The organism is Verrucosispora sp. ts21, from assembly GCF_002879555.1.
Classification (GTDB): domain Bacteria; phylum Actinomycetota; class Actinomycetes; order Mycobacteriales; family Micromonosporaceae; genus Micromonospora; species Micromonospora gifhornensis.
In genome coordinates this window covers 12,437-28,406 of sequence record NZ_PNOZ01000072.1, presented here as the reverse complement: position 1 = coordinate 28,406, position 15,970 = coordinate 12,437, and the positions used below count along the sequence as shown (strand labels likewise).

General features: G+C 67.5%; 19 protein-coding genes. 4 read left to right on the top strand and 15 right to left on the bottom strand.

From position 1 onward, the window contains the following. Positions 1 to 142 precede the first annotated feature (142 nt). The 13 genes from C1A38_RS24645 to C1A38_RS24580 all read right to left on the bottom strand — a co-directional run bounded on the left by C1A38_RS24645 (position 143) and on the right by C1A38_RS24580 (position 10,075). The gene (locus C1A38_RS24645) at positions 143 to 1,408 is read right to left on the bottom strand and encodes a tyrosine-type recombinase/integrase (RefSeq protein WP_102660103.1); all 1,266 of its coding nucleotides are present in this window, start codon (positions 1,406 to 1,408) and stop codon (positions 143 to 145) included. Between the two features lie 17 nt (positions 1,409 to 1,425). Then, a complete protein-coding gene (locus C1A38_RS24640) occupies positions 1,426 to 1,635 on the bottom strand; it encodes a helix-turn-helix domain-containing protein (protein ID WP_102660102.1) in 210 nt (69 codons plus the stop codon). 281 nt (positions 1,636 to 1,916) lie between these two features. Continuing rightward, positions 1,917 to 3,218 (bottom strand): DUF3631 domain-containing protein, encoded by a 1,302-nt coding sequence (locus C1A38_RS24635; protein ID WP_102660101.1) that lies wholly within the window; start codon positions 3,216 to 3,218, stop codon positions 1,917 to 1,919. Then, positions 3,215 to 4,120 carry a bifunctional DNA primase/polymerase gene (locus tag C1A38_RS24630; RefSeq protein WP_102660100.1) on the bottom strand — a complete coding sequence of 302 codons (906 nt, stop codon included), beginning with the start codon at positions 4,118 to 4,120 and terminating at the stop codon, positions 3,215 to 3,217. The genes C1A38_RS24635 and C1A38_RS24630 overlap by 4 nt, the downstream gene beginning before the upstream one ends. 90 nt (positions 4,121 to 4,210) lie before the next feature. Continuing rightward, positions 4,211 to 4,429, bottom strand: coding sequence for a hypothetical protein (locus tag C1A38_RS24625; RefSeq protein ID WP_102660099.1), 219 nt, complete (start codon positions 4,427 to 4,429; stop codon positions 4,211 to 4,213). Positions 4,430 to 4,433: 4 nt separating this feature from the next. Continuing rightward, positions 4,434 to 4,718, bottom strand: coding sequence for a hypothetical protein (locus C1A38_RS24620; protein WP_102660098.1), 285 nt, complete (start codon positions 4,716 to 4,718; stop codon positions 4,434 to 4,436). A gap of 387 nt (positions 4,719 to 5,105) precedes the next feature. After that, positions 5,106 to 7,310, bottom strand: a complete 2,205-nt coding sequence (locus C1A38_RS24610; RefSeq protein WP_102660096.1) for a P-loop NTPase family protein — start codon at positions 7,308 to 7,310, stop codon at positions 5,106 to 5,108. Positions 7,311 to 7,405: 95 nt separating this feature from the next. Beyond that, complete coding sequence (locus C1A38_RS24605) at positions 7,406 to 7,618, bottom strand: hypothetical protein (protein WP_102660095.1); 213 nt, start codon at positions 7,616 to 7,618, stop codon at positions 7,406 to 7,408. 36 nt (positions 7,619 to 7,654) lie between these two features. Next, entirely contained in the window at positions 7,655 to 8,086 is a 432-nt protein-coding gene (locus C1A38_RS24600; protein ID WP_102660094.1) for a DUF3307 domain-containing protein, read from the bottom strand. Positions 8,087 to 8,179: 93 nt separating this feature from the next. Beyond that, positions 8,180 to 9,112, bottom strand: a complete 933-nt coding sequence (locus C1A38_RS24595) for an ABC transporter permease (RefSeq protein WP_102660093.1) — start codon at positions 9,110 to 9,112, stop codon at positions 8,180 to 8,182. Continuing rightward, on the bottom strand, positions 9,112 to 9,420 hold the full coding sequence (locus tag C1A38_RS24590) for a hypothetical protein (RefSeq protein WP_102660105.1): 309 nt from the start codon (positions 9,418 to 9,420) through the stop codon (positions 9,112 to 9,114). Before C1A38_RS24590 ends, C1A38_RS24595 begins: the two co-directional genes overlap by 1 nt. Before the next feature lie 29 nt (positions 9,421 to 9,449). Next, complete coding sequence (locus C1A38_RS24585) at positions 9,450 to 9,824, bottom strand: RRQRL motif-containing zinc-binding protein (RefSeq protein ID WP_102660092.1); 375 nt, start codon at positions 9,822 to 9,824, stop codon at positions 9,450 to 9,452. Further along, complete coding sequence (locus tag C1A38_RS24580; RefSeq protein ID WP_102660104.1) at positions 9,824 to 10,075, bottom strand: DUF6284 family protein; 252 nt, start codon at positions 10,073 to 10,075, stop codon at positions 9,824 to 9,826. Before C1A38_RS24580 ends, C1A38_RS24585 begins: the two co-directional genes overlap by 1 nt. A gap of 557 nt (positions 10,076 to 10,632) precedes the next feature. Between C1A38_RS24580 and C1A38_RS30985 the strand changes: the two genes are divergently transcribed. The 3 genes from C1A38_RS30985 to C1A38_RS24570 all read left to right on the top strand — a co-directional run bounded on the left by C1A38_RS30985 (position 10,633) and on the right by C1A38_RS24570 (position 12,709). Next, positions 10,633 to 10,854, top strand: a complete 222-nt coding sequence (locus C1A38_RS30985) for a helix-turn-helix transcriptional regulator (protein WP_146017628.1) — start codon at positions 10,633 to 10,635, stop codon at positions 10,852 to 10,854. Positions 10,855 to 10,982: 128 nt separating this feature from the next. Next, positions 10,983 to 12,149, top strand: a complete 1,167-nt coding sequence (locus C1A38_RS24575; RefSeq protein ID WP_102660091.1) for a hypothetical protein — start codon at positions 10,983 to 10,985, stop codon at positions 12,147 to 12,149. Positions 12,150 to 12,154: 5 nt separating this feature from the next. Next, complete coding sequence (locus C1A38_RS24570; RefSeq protein WP_102660090.1) at positions 12,155 to 12,709, top strand: cysteine hydrolase family protein; 555 nt, start codon at positions 12,155 to 12,157, stop codon at positions 12,707 to 12,709. Between the two features lie 82 nt (positions 12,710 to 12,791). Here the strand turns inward: C1A38_RS24570 and C1A38_RS32510 are convergent, their stop codons facing one another. Further along, positions 12,792 to 13,979, bottom strand: a complete 1,188-nt coding sequence (locus C1A38_RS32510) for a helix-turn-helix domain-containing protein (protein WP_102660089.1) — start codon at positions 13,977 to 13,979, stop codon at positions 12,792 to 12,794. Then, a complete protein-coding gene (locus C1A38_RS30980) occupies positions 13,979 to 14,788 on the bottom strand; it encodes a hypothetical protein (protein WP_146017627.1) in 810 nt (269 codons plus the stop codon). The genes C1A38_RS32510 and C1A38_RS30980 overlap by 1 nt, the downstream gene beginning before the upstream one ends. A 587-nt stretch (positions 14,789 to 15,375) precedes the next feature. On the opposite strand from C1A38_RS30980, the gene C1A38_RS24560 reads away from it, so the two are divergent. Next, a complete protein-coding gene (locus tag C1A38_RS24560) occupies positions 15,376 to 15,933 on the top strand; it encodes a hypothetical protein (protein WP_102660088.1) in 558 nt (185 codons plus the stop codon). The last annotated feature ends 37 nt before the right edge of the window (positions 15,934 to 15,970 follow it).

Here is a 15,970-nt window from a genome sequence, read left to right as displayed (position 1 = left end):
CTTGGAAAGCGTGTTGGGTTAACACCCTCACGAGTTCGAATCTCGTATCCTCCGCTCGTCAGAGCTGGAAAAACGACAGGGCCGGCCCCGAAGGGACCGGCCCTGAGTCGTGTCTACGGTCGCTCTCGTCTCAGTTGTCGTCTCACTTGCCCGGTTCCGGCTCGTCGGGCGGCGGCTCGGTGGCCTTCTCCCCCGGCCCGCTCGGTGGGTCGCCCCAGAGCAGTCCGCCGAGTTGCTGCGCGATGTCCCGGCGTACCTGGTCGGTCATGTGCTGGTACCGGACCGCCATCGCCGAGTTAGACCAACCCATGATGCCCATCACGGCGCGGCCGGAGACGCCGAGAACCAGGAGCGCGGTAGCGGCGGTATGCCGAGCGTCGTGCAGTCGGCCATCCCGCACTCCGGCGAGCTTGAGGAGCCGTTTCCACTCGTCGTAATCCGTCGCTTGGTGGATCGCCTCGCCGGTCGGCGAGGCGAAAACCCATCCTTCGTCCCGCCAAAGCTGCGCGGCGGTTTCGCGCTCGGCGTCCTGTTCTTTCCGGTGCCGCCGCAGCAGGTCGACCAGGGCATCCGGCAGACCGATCGAGCGTCGACCAGCACGCGATTTCGTGTCAGCTGCAACCGGGCGTTCGTTCACCCGCTCGGGGCATTGACCGGGCAACTTCTGTTCGCACTTCCCGTCGCAGCCGTGCCGCCATTTTGGCCGAAGCAGTGCCCGGCGGACGGTCAACGATCCGTTGTCCAAATCCACGTCCGACCATTTCAGGCCGAGCGCTTCGCCCTGGCGCAGACCGAGCGCCAGCGCCACCGCCCATCGCGCGCTGTTCCGCCGCGACGATGCCGCATGCAGGATCGCCTGTACCTCCGGAACGGAGTACGGCTGCACCTCTGAATCCGGCAGGCGAGGCGGCTTGGCCAGCGCGGCAGGATTCCGGGCGAGGTGGCCACGGCGGACCGCTTCGCCGAGTGCCGTGCGGATGGTCCGGTGCGCCTGGTGGGCGGTGCCGGCCGCGCTGCCGTTGGCCATCATCCGGACGTAAAGCCGTTCCAGGTGTTCCGGCTCCAAGCGGTCAAGGCGGTGGGCACCGACACCGGGAATCAGGTGCCGACGGACGGCGACCCGGTAGCCGTCAAGGGTGTTCGTCCGCACCACCGGGCCGGCGATGTTCTCGACCCAGTGCGTTAGCCACTTCTCGACGGTCCAGCGGCTACCCGGCTTCCGAACCGTGCCGTTGTCGCGCTCCCGTTCCAGTGCACGAACCTTGCGGATTACCTCGGCCTCGGTTTTTGCCTGAACGTGCCGCCGGTCCGGCTTGCCATCGTCCTTGACGCCGACGGTTACCCGGCCGTGCCAGTAGCCGTCACCGCCCTTGTAGATGCTGGATGCCCCGTTCGGCTTTCTTCCCACTCGTCGGGCTCCTTTCGTCAGGCGGCGTGGTCGAGTTGCGTCGGGTTGGACAGGAGTTTCTGTACGTACTCGTCAAGGCAGAAGGTGGGCACTCGGCGCAGGCGGCCGATGGTGACGGTGCGAATCTGGCCCGTCTTGATCAGGGCGTACATCGTGGTGCGGCCGATACCGAGTCGCTCTGCGGCTTGCTCGATGGTCAAAACCACGCGGTTGTCGGGGGTGGTCATCGGTGGGTGCCCTCCCTCGGGGTGCCGTTGAGTGCTGCGGCTGTTACAGCAGGCGTGCCGTGCAGCCTGATTCGCACGGTGGGTGCCTTCCGGTCGCTGGCGGTCAGTTATGGAGGTATAGGGATCTATCGCCATAGAAGGGCATAGAACGACCCGCTGAGAGCGCCGTAGACGCGAGATTTCGAGTGGCCCGGTGTTGGGCGTAGGGCGGTTGCGTCTGTGTGGCTCTCAGCGGGCCGATCCGAGGAAGCCGGTAGCTGGTCCGGGCCGGGGGTGGCCGGTCAGGGTCGGCGGTGGGTGCCGTTTCGCCGGGGGGTATCCGTACCATCCGTACCAAGCTCGTTTTGCCTGGTCAGGTGCGGTACGGATTGGTGTGCTGGTACGGATTGATGCGTACCAGGGGCACGGCCGGGTGGGGTTGGTGGTACGGATCGATCCGTACCAGGTGGGTAATCCGTACCGGGGATGACCTGCGGAAATGAGGGTGGGACGGATGGTACGGATGGGGTGGGGCAGTACCGGTTCCATGCGTCGGTGAAGGCTTCTCGGGTGTAGCCCTTGGCCTGTCCGACGGGGAAGCGGATGGTGGTCGAGGTGATGCCGAACTCGCGGAGTAGGTCGCCGAGTCGTTTGCCGGTGAGGCCGGTTGGTCCGAATCCTGCCCAGGGTGCTTCGTCGTCGCCGTTGAGCGCGGTGAGTAGGTCGTGTGTGGATGCGGCGGGTGGGTCGCCGAGCACGGTGAACGCGGTTCGTACGTCGGCGAGTAGCCGTACGCGGGTGGAGACGTTGCCTGCTTCGTCGGCCTCGGCGGTGAGGGTGGTGACGGCGTGCCGGGCGCGTGCCGGCCAGGTGCCGCCGGCCAGGTCGGCGACGGCTACGAGGGGTTCCCAGGTGTCGGCGGCCCGGTCTTCGACGGGCATGGGCGGTTCCGCGGCTTCGAGGGTGGCGAGGTTCGCGCCGAGCCACCCGGTGAGGCGTTGCGCGATCGCGCGCAGCGCAGGTCCGTCGCGGCGGTGCCGGTAGGGGGCAACGGTTTCGCCGGGGGCGCGGCGGCGCATCCGGACGACGACGGCGCGGTCTTCGATGGTGTCGGGCATCGCGCCGATACCGGCCAGTGCCGCCATGGCGAAGGTGGGGATCTTCTCCAATCGCTGTGTGCCGGCGTCCCAGCGGATGGCGGGCCGGTTGCGCTGGTGGCCGGCGTTGAGCAGACCGCGTAGGTCTTCGTTCGCGTCGGCGTTCTTCCCACCAAAGATGGTGTCCGCCTCATCGACAAGGAGGGTGGGCGGGTTGTCGGTGCCGATGGCCCGGTAGACGGCGGCGGGGGAGGCGTTGACGGTGATCAGCGGGTTGTGGCAGCACCCTTCCACCACATCCAACAGCCGAGACTTGCCGCACCGCTTTTCCGGCGCGCGGATGACGAGGCGGGGCGCGTGCGCCCACGCGGGTTGGGCGTGGGTGGCGGCGATCCACAGCGCCACGGCGTCGACTGCTTCGGCGGACGGCAGGATCACGTACCGGGTCAAGGCGGCGTGTAGGGCGTCGAGGATGGCCGCGCCGTCGATTGGTTGGCTGGTGGTCATGAGGCGACTCCTTCGGCTCGGAAGCCACCACGGATGGCGGCGCGAATGTCGCGGTCGGTTTGCTCGGCACGGCGGCCCGCGTCGGTGAGAGCGGCGATCGCGTCGGCGTGGTCGATGGCTCCGGCGGTGACCATCCGGGCCACGCCTCGGGCGACGCCGTAGAGGGTGGTGCGGCGCACGCCTTCGGGGGCGGCGGTGACGCGGTCGAGTAGCACGGCTAGGAGGCGGTCGGGATGGGAGATGCCCCCCGCCTCACGTACGCGCGTCGGGCCGGTCACGGCCGGAACGGGTGGTGCCGGCGGCGGTAGGCAGGCCGTCAGCAGGGCGGGGGGCATCTCCCCTACCTGCGTGTCCCTGCCGGTTGCCCATCGGTACGGGCGTCCGGTACGCGGGTGTACCGATGGCGGCAGCACGACGTAGCCGCCATCGGCTTTCACGTCGACACCGGGGCCGAGTCCTTGTCCCGGCTTGCCCTGACTGCACGGCACCCGGTGGCCGGGGTGCCGGTAGTACAGGTGCCACCCACCCGACCCCGTGACCACGTACGCGGTCGGCGGCAGCAAACCTCGGCCGATCAGGTCGGCCATGGTGGCACGGCCACCGTGGGCGGGGTCGATGTCGATGACGACGGTTCCCGACGCGGCACCCGTGCGCAGTGCTAGCTGTCCGTTGGGGACGGCGGCCACGATCGCGGCAACCCGCTCGGGGTCGGTGCTGGCGGCGTAGAAGCCGTGACAGGTCAGGCAGGGGCAGGCGTCCTGGTCGTGGGTCGGGTCTTCGTCCGACTTGGGGCAGGCCGGGCAGTTGGCCACGGGCCGTTTGGTGCGGCCGAGTATGAACACCGGCCACCCGCGAGCGGCGTAGGCCAGTGCGGCGGTGACTAGCCGGGCAGGGTCGGGCATGGAGGGAACTCCTTTCCGGTGCGGCGGTCCAAGCCCGGGGCGGTCGGGTGCTGGCCACCGGGGGTGAGGGCGCGAAGCGCGCCGATCAGGTCATGCCGCCAGCGGCAGCGAACCGGGACGCGGCGGCCGGGCCGGGCGGTGCTGGTGGCGTTCCTGTGCGCAGGCGGCGCAGTCACGCCGTTGCAGGTAGACCGGCCGTCCGCTACGCGTGTTCGTGCCGTCCACCCGCCGTCGGCAGACGTGCGGGTACGGCTCGTCGTCGGTGACCGGTCGGCCGAGCGCCGCGCTTGCGGCAAGCCACCGCGCCACCGGTTCACCACCTCGGCCGGGGCCGAGCGGCGATCGCGGCGCGGGTCACGGCCTGGCGCAGGTCGCCGAGCAGCCCGACCAACTGTCGGCGGGCGGCCACCTCGGTAGGGGCGAGCGCCACCCGGACACGGATTTCGGCGTGGTCGCGGCCGGCGGCGGTCCGCACCCGCACCAGCACGGCGCGGGCGTGGCCGGGGATGTCGACCACGATTTCCGGGGAGCGGTGTTCGTTGAGGTTGCAGCGGTGGTCCCGGCCGCACCAGTCGGTGTGACCGGTCCGGCGGTTCATCGGTGTGCCTCGGCGCGTAGCCGGTGAACCACGTTGTAGATGCGCCGTCCGGTGCGGAGTCTCATGCCCCGGTCGCAGCGGCGGCAGGCACGCGGCCGGCGCAGGAATCGGGTGGTGGTCTGGCCGGTGCCGGCGCACCGTTGGCAGGTTTTGAACGGCGCGACCCAGCACAGAATGCCGTAACCGAGTGTGATCAGTGTGGGGATGGTGGTGAGGGTGATAGCGGCTTTGGTCAGGGGGTCCACGGCAGCCTCCAGGGCCGGTTTCGGGGCGTGTGGGGCTGTGAGCTGCTATCCGCTAGCGGGCAGCTCATGATTCGGTTTGGGTGCTAGCGGGGGTGCTAGCGCTAGCAGCACGGGCCGCTAGCGCTAGCACCCTGCGGGCGGGTCAGCCGGCGGACCGCTTCCGGTCACGCTCCGCAATCGCCGCGAGTAGGTCGGTGTGCTTGATGCCGCGCCGGGTGACCGACTTGCCGTCGATGCGCCGCCCAACGTCGGCGACCTTGATCAGCGGGTGGGGTTTGAGTGCGGTGGTGAGCTGGGCGGCTTCCCATCCGTCGTAGACGTCGGGTCGCAGTTCGGCGAGCAGACCGCACAGCGTCTCGTTCCACGCCGACTTCTCATCACCGGGCCACACGCGGGCCAGGTCGCCGAGCACGTCGGCCACCGGGGCGATGTCGCGGGTCTGCTCGTCCGGCTTCGGCAGCGTCCCGGCCGACTGTCGCAGGGCCACGGCGCGGGTGACGATGCGGGCGGCGGCGGTGGTGTCGACGTAGAACGACCGGACCGCCGACGCTTTCGGCCCGAAGCCGCGCAGGATGCCCCACCCGGCTTCGATGACCGGCTGAAACACCGTGGCCCGGTAGCCGTTCTTGTACGCCGACGTGCCGAGGATCATGTCGTTGGCCGTCTGGTCGGCCACGGACAGGCAGAACCGGGAGTTGACGTTGCGGGTGATGCCGGTCGGCAGGCTGTCCTTGTCGGGGATCTGCGTGCCGATCAGGATGATCACCCCGAGGGCGCGGCCCAGCTTGATGACCTTCTCCAGCAGTTCCCCGGCGTCCTTGCCGTACTTGCTGGTCATCAGCTCTTGCAACTCATCGAACCACGCCACCAACGGATGCAGACCGGAGTCCTTGAGCGATGCCAGTTCCGGGGTCACCTTGTTCTCCGGTGCCTTCCCGAGTCGGGCGTAGTGCTCGATGCGCTTGGAGCGGCGGCGGCACTCCTCGTACAGCCACTCGATGAAGGCGAAGCAGCGGGCGAGGGTGTCGTCGTCGAAGCCGTTGCCGTACTCGGCCATGACCGGTTCCAACACCGCGAAATCCCCGACGCCCTTGAGTTCGTAGCCGCGAATCTCGGTGCGGGGGTCGAGGGCGGCGGCCAGGATCAGGTCCCGCAACGCGAACGTCTTCCCGGAACCGGGTTGGCCGCCGAACAGGAAGTTGCGGAACATCAGATCCACCGCCACGGTGTCGAGGCGGGGTGTGGTGGCGAACGGGAACGGCTTGAACACATCCACCTTCACCCCGGCGTTGAGCAGCGGCCAGGTGGGTTGTTTCATCTGCGACGCCGGTTCGTACCCGACCCACAGCGCGAGTCGGCCGGTGTGGCCGGGGGCGGGTTCGGGCCACACCTGATCCAGCGGCAGGCGCATCGCCGATGCCAGCTTGCCCCGGCGGGCGACCACCTCGGCGGCTTCCACCCCGTACGGGAGGTCGACCACGGCCAGGTGGCCGGGGCCGTCTCGGTGGATGTCCACGGGGAAGCTGATGGCTTTCGGGTCCTTGGCAACGGCGCTGTTGATGGCGGGCATTTGCAGGGACGTGAGGGCGCGGCGGACCAGGTCGGCGGTGAGCTTGCGGTAGCGGGTGCCTTCGGTCACCCGGTCGGTGATCGGCCGGTCTGCCGGGCGGCCACGGGTGGCCAGCCACGGCACCACCACGGCACCCGCCACTGCCGACCACCACGATGGCCCGGCGGCGAGGACGATGACGCCGGTTCCGGTGCCCGCGGTTCCGGCCGCGAGCACCCACCACCGCCACACCGACTGACGCTGCCGGCGGGCGTCCAGCTTCAACCAGGTGTCCGCGTCACCGCGTGAGGCGGCGGCTTGCCGTAGGTGCCAGTTCCCTTCCTCAGCGGCGGCCCACCGTAGGGCGTGGCTGATGCTGCGGACCGCGCCGATCGGTGCCCATGCCAGGGCTTTGACCGCGTACTTCGGCAACCTCACGCCGTGGTAGGCGATTACGTACCCGGCGTCCTTGCTCTGGTGCTTCACGGCGGCGCGTAGGGCACGGCTGGAACGCGCCCAATCGGCGAGGATCGGCCGGCGCTGTTGCTGCCGGGCGACCACGTCGGCGGGGATGTCGTCGGCCATGTCGACCGGCCCGCCGACCCGCTCCGGTCCGGCGTCTACCGTCTCCGCGTCGTCGTCCGGGTTGTCGGTGTCGGTGTCGGCTGGTGGGCGGGGGGCGCGGCGGGCGCGGGCGTCGTCGAGGTCGACTACCTCGGCGTCCGGCCCGGTGGCGTCTTCGGTCAGGTCACGTTCGGCAGCCTGCCAGTCGAAACGGTCGTCATCGGGGGCAGTCATGATGGGGGTTCCTCCAACGGGTCTGTCGGATCGGTAGGGGGCCGGCGGCACGGCTCGTGGTTTGCGAGGCCGGTGGGCCGTGCCGCCGGGTGGGGTCAGCGCTTGTTGCGTCGGCCGATCACGATTGCGCCGTTGCCGATCGCGGACTGGCCGTTCACCTGCACCGCGCCGGTCTGCACACTGCTGGTGCTGGTTGTGGTGGGGTCGAAGGTGTAGTGGCCGGCGGTGCAGATGGCCAGGGTTCCGGTGTCGTCGATGGAGACGCTGCGGAAGCCCTTGCCGCACTGGTCGCAAGACGAGATCGCCACAGGTGGTTTCCTTCCAGGCCGGTGGGGTAGGAGCGGTCAGACCGCGCAGAACAGGGCGGCGATGAACAGCCACCCGACGTGCCAGGACTGGTCGAGGGCGTACATGCCGCCCGCCTTGTCCAGCCAGGCCGGGGACTTACGGAGCTGGTCGGCGATCTGTCGCAGTGGGGTGCGTCGGTCGGCGATGTAGTGCGTGACGGCGGAGATCCCGAGGCCGACCGTGACGCCGGCCGGGTCGAGGCGTAGGCCGGTGCCGGCGATCAGGAACACCAACGCCAGCACCGCCGTAGCCGTGTAGGTGGCGACGTGCGCGGCGCAGGCGAGGCGGCCTGCCCATCCGGGCTGGCCCTTGCAGTCGGCCTGGTGCTGGGTCTGAATCCAGTGGTCGGCGACTTGGTGAGCGGCGTAGAGGGTGGCGAACACGGCGGCGAACACGGCCGCGCGGGAACCGGTGGGGTCTGCGAGCATGGGTGTTCTCTCCCAAGGTCCGTGAGGGTTGAGGGGTGAGGCCGGCGGCACAGCACTGGTTTCCAGGCCGTGGGGCTGTGCCGCCGGGCGTAGCTAGTCGTGCGAGCGAACAAGGTGCGCCAGCGCGGCACCCATGCCGAGCACCGCCACCGGCAGACACGCGACGGCGGTGGTGATCCACCACGGGGCGACTTGCACTCCGGCGGCGACCAGCAGGTGATACGCGACCTGGCCGAGCGCGCCGACAAGCAGTGACGCGATGGCCGACCACTTCGCGAACTGGCGTGCCCGCTCGGGAACGCGGCCGGACAGCCACACGTAGAGGGCGTAAGCGCCGTAGGTTTCGACGCCGATCGGGAGCGTGATCGCGGTGTTGATCGCGAACCCGTCGGCGATACCAGGCAGCGGGTGCACCACGCCGAACCCGGTGAGTCCGCCGAGTCCGACCCACCCGGACCAGATAGCCACGAACGCCGGCAACGCCAGCAGGATCACCGGCCACACCACCGCCGACCGGGGCGGCGCGGCCGGGGTGGGCGTGTCCGGGTGTCCGACCGTCGTGGGCTGCTCGTCCGTCTCGACGGCCTGCGGCTTGACGGCGGCCACCGGCACCGGGTCGACGGGCGGACGTACCTGGGTGTCCGCCGGTTCCGGCCCCCAGATGTCGACGTTGGTGTAGACCGACTTCGACGGGCGCTGTTCGGCAACGCCCGGTTCCGGGTCGGGGCCGATCGGTGCGGCGTAGTCCCACCTCGGTGCGGCCGGGGTGTCGGTGTCGGGTGCCAGTAGGGCACCCCGGACGGCCATCGCCGAGCGCAGGGTGTCGGTGCGGGTCCGCTCGGCGTGCTCGGACTTGAGCCGGGCCAGCAGCTCGTCGGCCTTGGGTGCGCCGATACGGAACTCGCGCATCAGCCGGTTCCGAGACGGGAACTCCTGCCCGTCCGGCAGGTCCAGGGCGCGGGCGGCGGGCAACAGCTTCTCGATGGGCTGCGGGTAGCGGGTGCCGTTGATCGTGGGTGCGGTCATCAGGCCACCGCCAGCGCGGTGAGCCGGTCGACGGTGGTCGGGTCGAGGTCGGGGCCGGTGGTGTATTCCTTGGCGTGGGCGTAGATCTCCCACCCGTGCAAGGTCGGGTAGGCGTACATGACCTGCCAGGGGCGGCCGTCGTCGCTGGTGCCGGTGTGCTCGGCGGTGAGCGTGTCCGGGGTGTTGAGTCCGGCGAGGTGCAGCCAGGACCGTAGTTCGGCGATGCGGTCGAAGGACACCGCCAGGGCTACGCCGTCGGTGTGGGTGCGGATCTCGGTCGGGTCGGCCAACAGCAGGATTTCGGCCATCACGGCACGTCGGGTCTTGCGGGGGGTGTTCACGCGGATGCTCCTTCGGGGTAGGCACAGTCGACGCACTCGCCGAGCGAGCGCGGGATGCAGTACGGCCGGACCACGCCGCACACGCGGCAGGTGCGGCGTGCGATCAGTGCGGCGTCGATGGCGCGCAGTTGGGCGGGGGTGGCGGTGCGCTTCGGCCGGGCCAGGTCGACCCGGTACAGGTAGGCGGTGCGGGTACCACCGACACCGCGCCAGAGGATCTGTGCGGCGATGGGCTGACCGCCGGGCCGTAGGCCGGCGGCGCGCAGTTGACGGCGAGTGGCGTAGCCCGGCGGTGCGCCGCGCCACCAGTAGGTCGGGATGCCGTACGTCGACCCGTCCGGGTCGTAGTAGGCGGCACGGATACGGGACATCAGGCCGCGCGGCCAGGGTCGGTGCTGGTGCGGGTGGCCACCGAGGCGGCGGTGCGGGTTACGCGGGCCTCGGCGCGGCGCAGCCTGCGCCAGTCCAGGGTGGTCGGGCCGCCGTGGTCCTCGGCGTAGATCAGGGTGATCTGCGCGTCCAACACGTCCAGCTCGGCGGCGATCAACGGCCACTCGGCGTTAATCGCGGCCAGGTCGGCGGCAGTCGGCTCGGCGATGACGGCGGGGAGGTTGGTGATCACTTCGATCGGTTCCTTCCGGATCGGCGGGAGCGCGCGGCCGGCGGGCAGGACCGGCAGTGCCGCTCGTCGGGAGCCAGCGGGGCGAGCCGTTCGCAGCGGTTGCAGGTACGCCACACGGCGCGGTTGCGGGTGGTCACTCGAACGGCAGCGAAGACGCTCACGGTCATGACGGCTCACCTCCACAAGCGGGGATCAAGACGGGAAGCCCGGGGTGAGGCCGCGCGCTATCAGCGCGACAACCCACCCCGGGACAGGTGCAGAGAGGCAGAAGACGTGCCGCGCGCCAAGATCCGGCCCGCTCGGCCCGCTCGCTCGGGATCTACCGAGGTCGGCCACCGTGTGACTCAAGGCGGGAGTACCGCAAGCCAGATCAAACGCGGCACTTCTGCTCTGAAGTTCTCAATGAACGGCCGCACAGCGGGACGTAGGCGCGCAGTGCTGTTACGCACTGCCTTCCTCGGACCCCAACTGGCGGAGTACAACTTGGCGCTGTATTCGTGACGCTACAACGCCACGTTGTATTCATGCAAGCACCCGTACCACGTAGGCTTGTACTGATGACTGACGCTGACCTGCCCGCCGACTGGTGGACGACGGACCACGTACGCACCTACCTCGCCTCGGTAGGTGCCCCGATCAGTCGCGCGACCTGGGCTTCTTACGTCTCACGCGGGCAGGCTCCCGCGCCTGACCGGATGTTCGGCCGGTCACCGGCGTGGCAGCCCGACACCATCCGGAAGTGGCAGGCCGAGAGGCCGCGTAAAGGCACCACCGGCTAGGTCGGATCATCTGGTGCCTCCTGTCCTCGGCTCCCGTCTGCGGCGGCACCTTGCTCGCCTGCCAATGAGACTGCCCGCCGGGCGGCGATTCGGGCAGGTCCTACGCACGGACACGAAGGACACGGCCTATGTCCACTGAGGTCCCACGGCAGTACAAGCCCAATCTTGTGCTGGTCAACCGCCGAAAGGCCGCAGGCTGGGAGTCGCGTAAGCGCGCCGCGCGGGAGCTGCACCGGGTAGGCCAACAGCGCGGCATCCGCGAGACACCCACGGTCGAGGCAATCGAGAAAGCGATGTACCGCCACGAGACCGGGCGCGTGGCGGTCACCGACCCGATCTACCGGCAGCTCTACTGCCTGGCGTACGACGCAAAGCCCCACGACCTGTTCGGCGAACTGACCGGCGGCGCTGAGGACCGCCCGCACTTCTCGGCGCGATCCCACAAGTTCGTGACGGCATACGTCGGGGCCGATGGCGCTGCCCGGCTTCGGGATGTCGCAGGCTGCGCGCCAGCCGTGGGGGAGTGGCACACCTGCTACTCCGCAGCCGTCGAGCACCCGGAAGGCGACTGCACCCTCTACGTCTGGCCGTGCGGATCCGTGGTCTTCCACCTGGTCGAGCCTGTGCAGTTGTCCACGATCGCGGCGCTAGCCGTGTGGCGGGTTGCCTCGTATGGCGACAACATCAAATGGGCTATCGACTACCTCGCGCCCATTGCACCAGTCGAAGATGAGTCTGCGGTGTACGTCCTTGGTGCTCACTGGCTTGTTGAGCCAGCTTGGCCGGCGGAGTTACTAGGAACCGCGCTACGCATCATGTCGACACCAAAGGTCTTGTTGCACCGCGATCGGCCGATGGATGACGAACACTTGGCGCATGCCGAACTGGTCGAGCAGTCGTTGCTAGCCGAATCGTACGACCACGCAGGCATCGAATCATTCGGCGTGCCGGGAATCTCTGTGGGTTACGCCTCATGGTCCGGAGTCGTGTACCACCCGATCTCTGCCGAGCGCTCCCTAACGGAGCCCGAGATAATCTCGTGCGAGCTCGCGATCCAGTCCATGTGGGCGTATAGCGACGCGATCGCCCGTCAGGTAGAGCAGGGGCGCGATCCACGGGTGCCGCCGGAATATGGATGGCGCTACCTTCGGGGAGTGCGCTCCCGTCTCACTGTTTCCCGATTACGGGAGACCGGACAGCATCAGGCAATGCGCCGAGCAATCCTGCGGACGTGTGACCTGATGCCAGCCCTGGACCAAGCAATCGAAACCCTCCGTGATACGGATCGAGGTTGAGCCAAATGACATCGGGTCGCTCGGTACTTGTCGTGACCGACATGCAAAACGGCTTCGTACGAGAGCAGTCAGCGCACATCGTGCCTGTCGTCGTCGACCTGGTACGCCGCTGGCAGGCAGCCGGCGGCGACACGCTTTTTACCCGGTACCTGAACTACCCTGACAGCCCGTTCGAGCGCTTCTTCGGATGGCGGAGACTCCAATCATCTCCCGATACCGACATTGTGCCCGAACTGCTGCCATATGCCGAGCGAGGGGCAACCCTTGACAAGAAGATTTACAGCCCCTTCACTCCTGAAGGTGCGCGGCTGATCGAACGGCGAGGCTGGAAGGAACTCTATTTTTGCGGCATCGCGACTGAGAGTTGCGTGCTGAAGGGCGCGGTTGACGCATTCGAGCGTGGCTTAACGCCGTGGCTAATCGCCGACGCGTCCGCCAGCCATGCCGGCACTGCGGCCCATGACGCGGGCCTGCTGGTTGCTCGACGCTTCATCGGCCCCAAGCAGGTCATAACGAAGGCAGACATCCCGGAAGACCTGCTAGCAGGCAGAGTGCTGTAGACGGGCACTACTGCCCTGTTCGGCCCAATAGGGAGAGGGTGGAGGGCCGCAGCTCTCCACCCTCTCCCTATTGAACTAGGCGCTATACGCTGAACAACGGAATTACATCTTCCGAAATAGCGCTGGGGTCAGCACTCTTTCGCCGGGAGGCACTAGGCACTTCACCTGAGGCAACGTTCCGTACGGGAATGCGAGATGTCGCCGCTTCAAATATCGACAATGGCACCCGGCACTCCCGAGCCAAAGCTACGGGGGTATAGCCACCTTCGGTCAACAGTTCCCTACCTTTAGGGAGAGCCGAAGGACTCTCAACAGCCGGCATTGGGCCAGGCTCCCGGCGTCGCCACCCTCGGGCGGATAGCGTGGTCATGGCGTTCTCATACGTAGAGGCACTCATGACACCGAGTTGACGTGCCCGATAGAGAAGCGCCTGCATGCTCACCCGCCACTCGTCCTTTAGAATCATCAGGCTTCGCCAGTCAGCTTTCCGTGGCAGTACCTGAACTATTTCCTCCGCCGGCATAAGGAACTCTGCGGCGAACCGGTTCGCCTGATCCTCCACAATCCGATCGCCTGGTTCCGCCTCAGCATGCATGACTAGGTGACCAAGTTCGTGAGCTACGTCGTACCTCTGACGGTAGTAGTCGTCCTTAACGGGATTCAGCAGCACTATGGGACGAGCCGGCTCACTGAACGAGAAGGCATCGACGGATGCTGCTTGCGGGGTGGAAAAAACCACGAGAATGCCGTGGTTTTCCACTAGGCGCACCAAATGCCCAATAGGGCCAGGCGGTATCCGCCAAAGCAGCCGGAGGCGGCGAGCCGCCGCCTCCGGCTGACTTAGATCCATGCAATCTGGAGCAACAGGGATCTCAGGCACGTCGCAGTCCGGGAATTCAACGTGCCGACCAAACACCGTCGCGATATCGTTCACAAGTAGCCCATACGCGTACGCTTGATCTCGCGTGATCTGCGGCGTAGATCGCAACGACCTAAAATGCGGTGCAGGCAAACTGCCCCTATCCCCATCTCCGGCCAGGAAAAAGGCTGGCTCCACACCAAGCGCTAGGCATAGTTGGGCGACAGTAGCAGGGGCCGGACGCTTTGTGCCGTTCTCGTAAGAAGAAACGGCGGTAGGCGTCTTTCCGATCAGTTCGGCAAGTCCGTTCTTCCTCAGGCCAGAAATCTGGCGGGCAATAGTCAGACGCCTGCCGCTAAATAGGCGGGCAACGTCGAGTAGTTCGAGGGCGGGAGGCTTGGGGGAAGTCATTATCCCTCGTTCTGTGCTGAGTTTTCTTGGATGTCCTTGTTACGCAGACGAACGGGCACATCCGGTACGCCAATGTCGGCGATCCGATCGGGCGTACGCGAGTCCGGAATTCCTCTGCCTCCATTACGGGGGCCTTGGCCCGAACCACCGTCATCCTCCAGGATATCCGCGCACCAGTGCCATGCAGTGCGGCGGCGCTGCCGGATCTTCGGCCGGCCTAGGTAGAACTCGGGCATGCCGAAGTCCAGATCAATACCGTGTGCCACAACCAAAGTGGTGGAGTCGTCGCTATTCATTGCATCAACAGTCATGAGCTGGAATATCTCTTCCAGGCCAGACGGAATTTCTAGCGGGAGCTGGCCCGGATACGGCTGCGACGCGGCCTTCCGCTTGGTCGGGCTCTTCCATCTCATATACTTGACCTCGCCGGCCTTGGTCGAGGCGAGAAGCCAGCGCCAGCGCCCGAGCCTCCAACCTGGAGAGCCGTTCAGGTCTGCTTGCACCACGGTGCCCGGTGGAATCTTGGGCCTGGACCGGAACTCAGCGTCGCTGATACCTGCCGCAACGATGTCAAGGCCAGCATCCGCTTGCTCTGGTGATTCAACGAAGTACTTGCCGCAGGAGAAGACGCGATCGAGTCGATCGCACATAAGCTTGTGAGCGATAGTGCCGACCGTTGTCTGGTCGTGACCCGTCTCGGGCTCGTAGTCGCGCCAGGTCCTCTGGTACGCCGAGCGACGCGCCCACTGCAACCCGGCAAGAACACCGGCGGCCTTTAAATCCGCCAGTACTTCTTCCTGCTCATCCATGCCGAGGAGACTATCTGATCTCCAACTTTTTTGCGCTCACTGAACCAATGTGACTCCCGTCACAGGTTCGCGCCACCGCCAAACGCGTGCTAGCGCCCGCCTACTGCCGGCCGGTCGACTAACCCGTCAGTAGTCTCAATCATCGTCTCGTTCGTCTACGTACGCGGGCGTCCGGCAGGCTCCCGTTACGGGCTGAGGCTGCCGCCTGAGACGGCCGCAGCCCCAAGCGAACGCGAGACGACAGACTTGGAAAGCGTGTTGGGTTAACACCCTCACGAGTTCGAATCTCGTATCCTCCGCTCGTACGAGCTGCTCGAACGACAGGGCCGGCCCTCACAGGGACCGGCCCTGAGTCGTCGGTACGGGCTGATCAACTCCGTATCGCCGAAGTGGCGGTATCCGGTCGGTGGTGTCACCGCCACATCGCCGAAACGGCGCGCACTCACGTCGCGGCGATCGAGCGGCGACCGAGCGGCGACCGAGCGGCGACCGAGCGGCGATACTGGCCGGGTGGGAGTACGTGCGCGGACGAAACCGCTCCGGACCGGCGTCGTACACATGTTCTATCCACAGGCTGTGGATGCCGGGTGAGTTACCAGCTCAGCGCGATTGTCGCGGACGCCGAACTGCTGCGCGAGGAGACCCGCGACCTGGATCATGCCGTGCTCGGCGAGTTGCGGCAGGACTTCGCGCTGCTGCCGGTGACCCCACAGTTGGTGCAGGAGTTGACAGGCGCCGCCCCGGACTACGCGACCGGCGAGCCCGGGCCGGAGCAGCCCTTCGCCCTGACTCTCTCCCCCGCGCTTACCGAAACACTGAGCCGCTGGTCGCGGCGGGGGCCGGTGGCGTACGTCGAGGCGGAGTTCGCCGGTGGTGCCGGACGCCAGGCGGCGGCGGTCTGGTTGGACGGCGCACTGACCTGGGGGCCGCGGTTCGACTCGGCGTTCGACGGGCCGCGCCCGCAGTGGCCGATCAACGCTGCCCTGATCGAGTTGGGCGCGGAGCCCGGCAACTGGATCGATCCCTTCGCCGAGCTGGGGTTGCACGTCGAGCGGAGCACCGAAGGGTGGCTCGCGCACGGGCGACGCGGGCTGAGCGCCGACTACTGGGACGAGTTGGCCGAGGAATGGGAAGCCCGGCAATAACCTCTGCGTCCCCGTCACGTTGGTGACTGGGGGATTC

What these genes read in the sequence shown, in the direction of transcription:
- C1A38_RS30980 (WP_146017627.1), bottom strand. Translation starts at nt 14,788, where the DNA reads ATGGATGAGCAGGAAGAAGTACTGGCGGATTTAAAGGCCGCCGGTGTT.
- C1A38_RS24640 (WP_102660102.1), bottom strand. Translation starts at nt 1,635, where the DNA reads ATGACCACCCCCGACAACCGCGTGGTTTTGACCATCGAGCAAGCCGCA.
- C1A38_RS24635 (WP_102660101.1), bottom strand. Translation starts at nt 3,218, where the DNA reads ATGACCACCAGCCAACCAATCGACGGCGCGGCCATCCTCGACGCCCTA.
- C1A38_RS24570 (WP_102660090.1), top strand. Translation starts at nt 12,155, where the DNA reads ATGACATCGGGTCGCTCGGTACTTGTCGTGACCGACATGCAAAACGGC.
- C1A38_RS32510 (WP_102660089.1), bottom strand. Translation starts at nt 13,979, where the DNA reads ATGACTTCCCCCAAGCCTCCCGCCCTCGAACTACTCGACGTTGCCCGC.
- C1A38_RS24610 (WP_102660096.1), bottom strand. Translation starts at nt 7,310, where the DNA reads ATGACTGCCCCCGATGACGACCGTTTCGACTGGCAGGCTGCCGAACGT.
- C1A38_RS24575 (WP_102660091.1), top strand. Translation starts at nt 10,983, where the DNA reads ATGTCCACTGAGGTCCCACGGCAGTACAAGCCCAATCTTGTGCTGGTC.
- C1A38_RS24630 (WP_102660100.1), bottom strand. Translation starts at nt 4,120, where the DNA reads ATGCCCGACCCTGCCCGGCTAGTCACCGCCGCACTGGCCTACGCCGCT.
- C1A38_RS24590 (WP_102660105.1), bottom strand. Translation starts at nt 9,420, where the DNA reads ATGGCCGAAATCCTGCTGTTGGCCGACCCGACCGAGATCCGCACCCAC.
- C1A38_RS24620 (WP_102660098.1), bottom strand. Translation starts at nt 4,718, where the DNA reads ATGAACCGCCGGACCGGTCACACCGACTGGTGCGGCCGGGACCACCGC.
- C1A38_RS24595 (WP_102660093.1), bottom strand. Translation starts at nt 9,112, where the DNA reads ATGACCGCACCCACGATCAACGGCACCCGCTACCCGCAGCCCATCGAG.
- C1A38_RS24600 (WP_102660094.1), bottom strand. Translation starts at nt 8,086, where the DNA reads ATGCTCGCAGACCCCACCGGTTCCCGCGCGGCCGTGTTCGCCGCCGTG.
- C1A38_RS30985 (WP_146017628.1), top strand. Translation starts at nt 10,633, where the DNA reads ATGACTGACGCTGACCTGCCCGCCGACTGGTGGACGACGGACCACGTA.
- C1A38_RS24585 (WP_102660092.1), bottom strand. Translation starts at nt 9,824, where the DNA reads ATGTCCCGTATCCGTGCCGCCTACTACGACCCGGACGGGTCGACGTAC.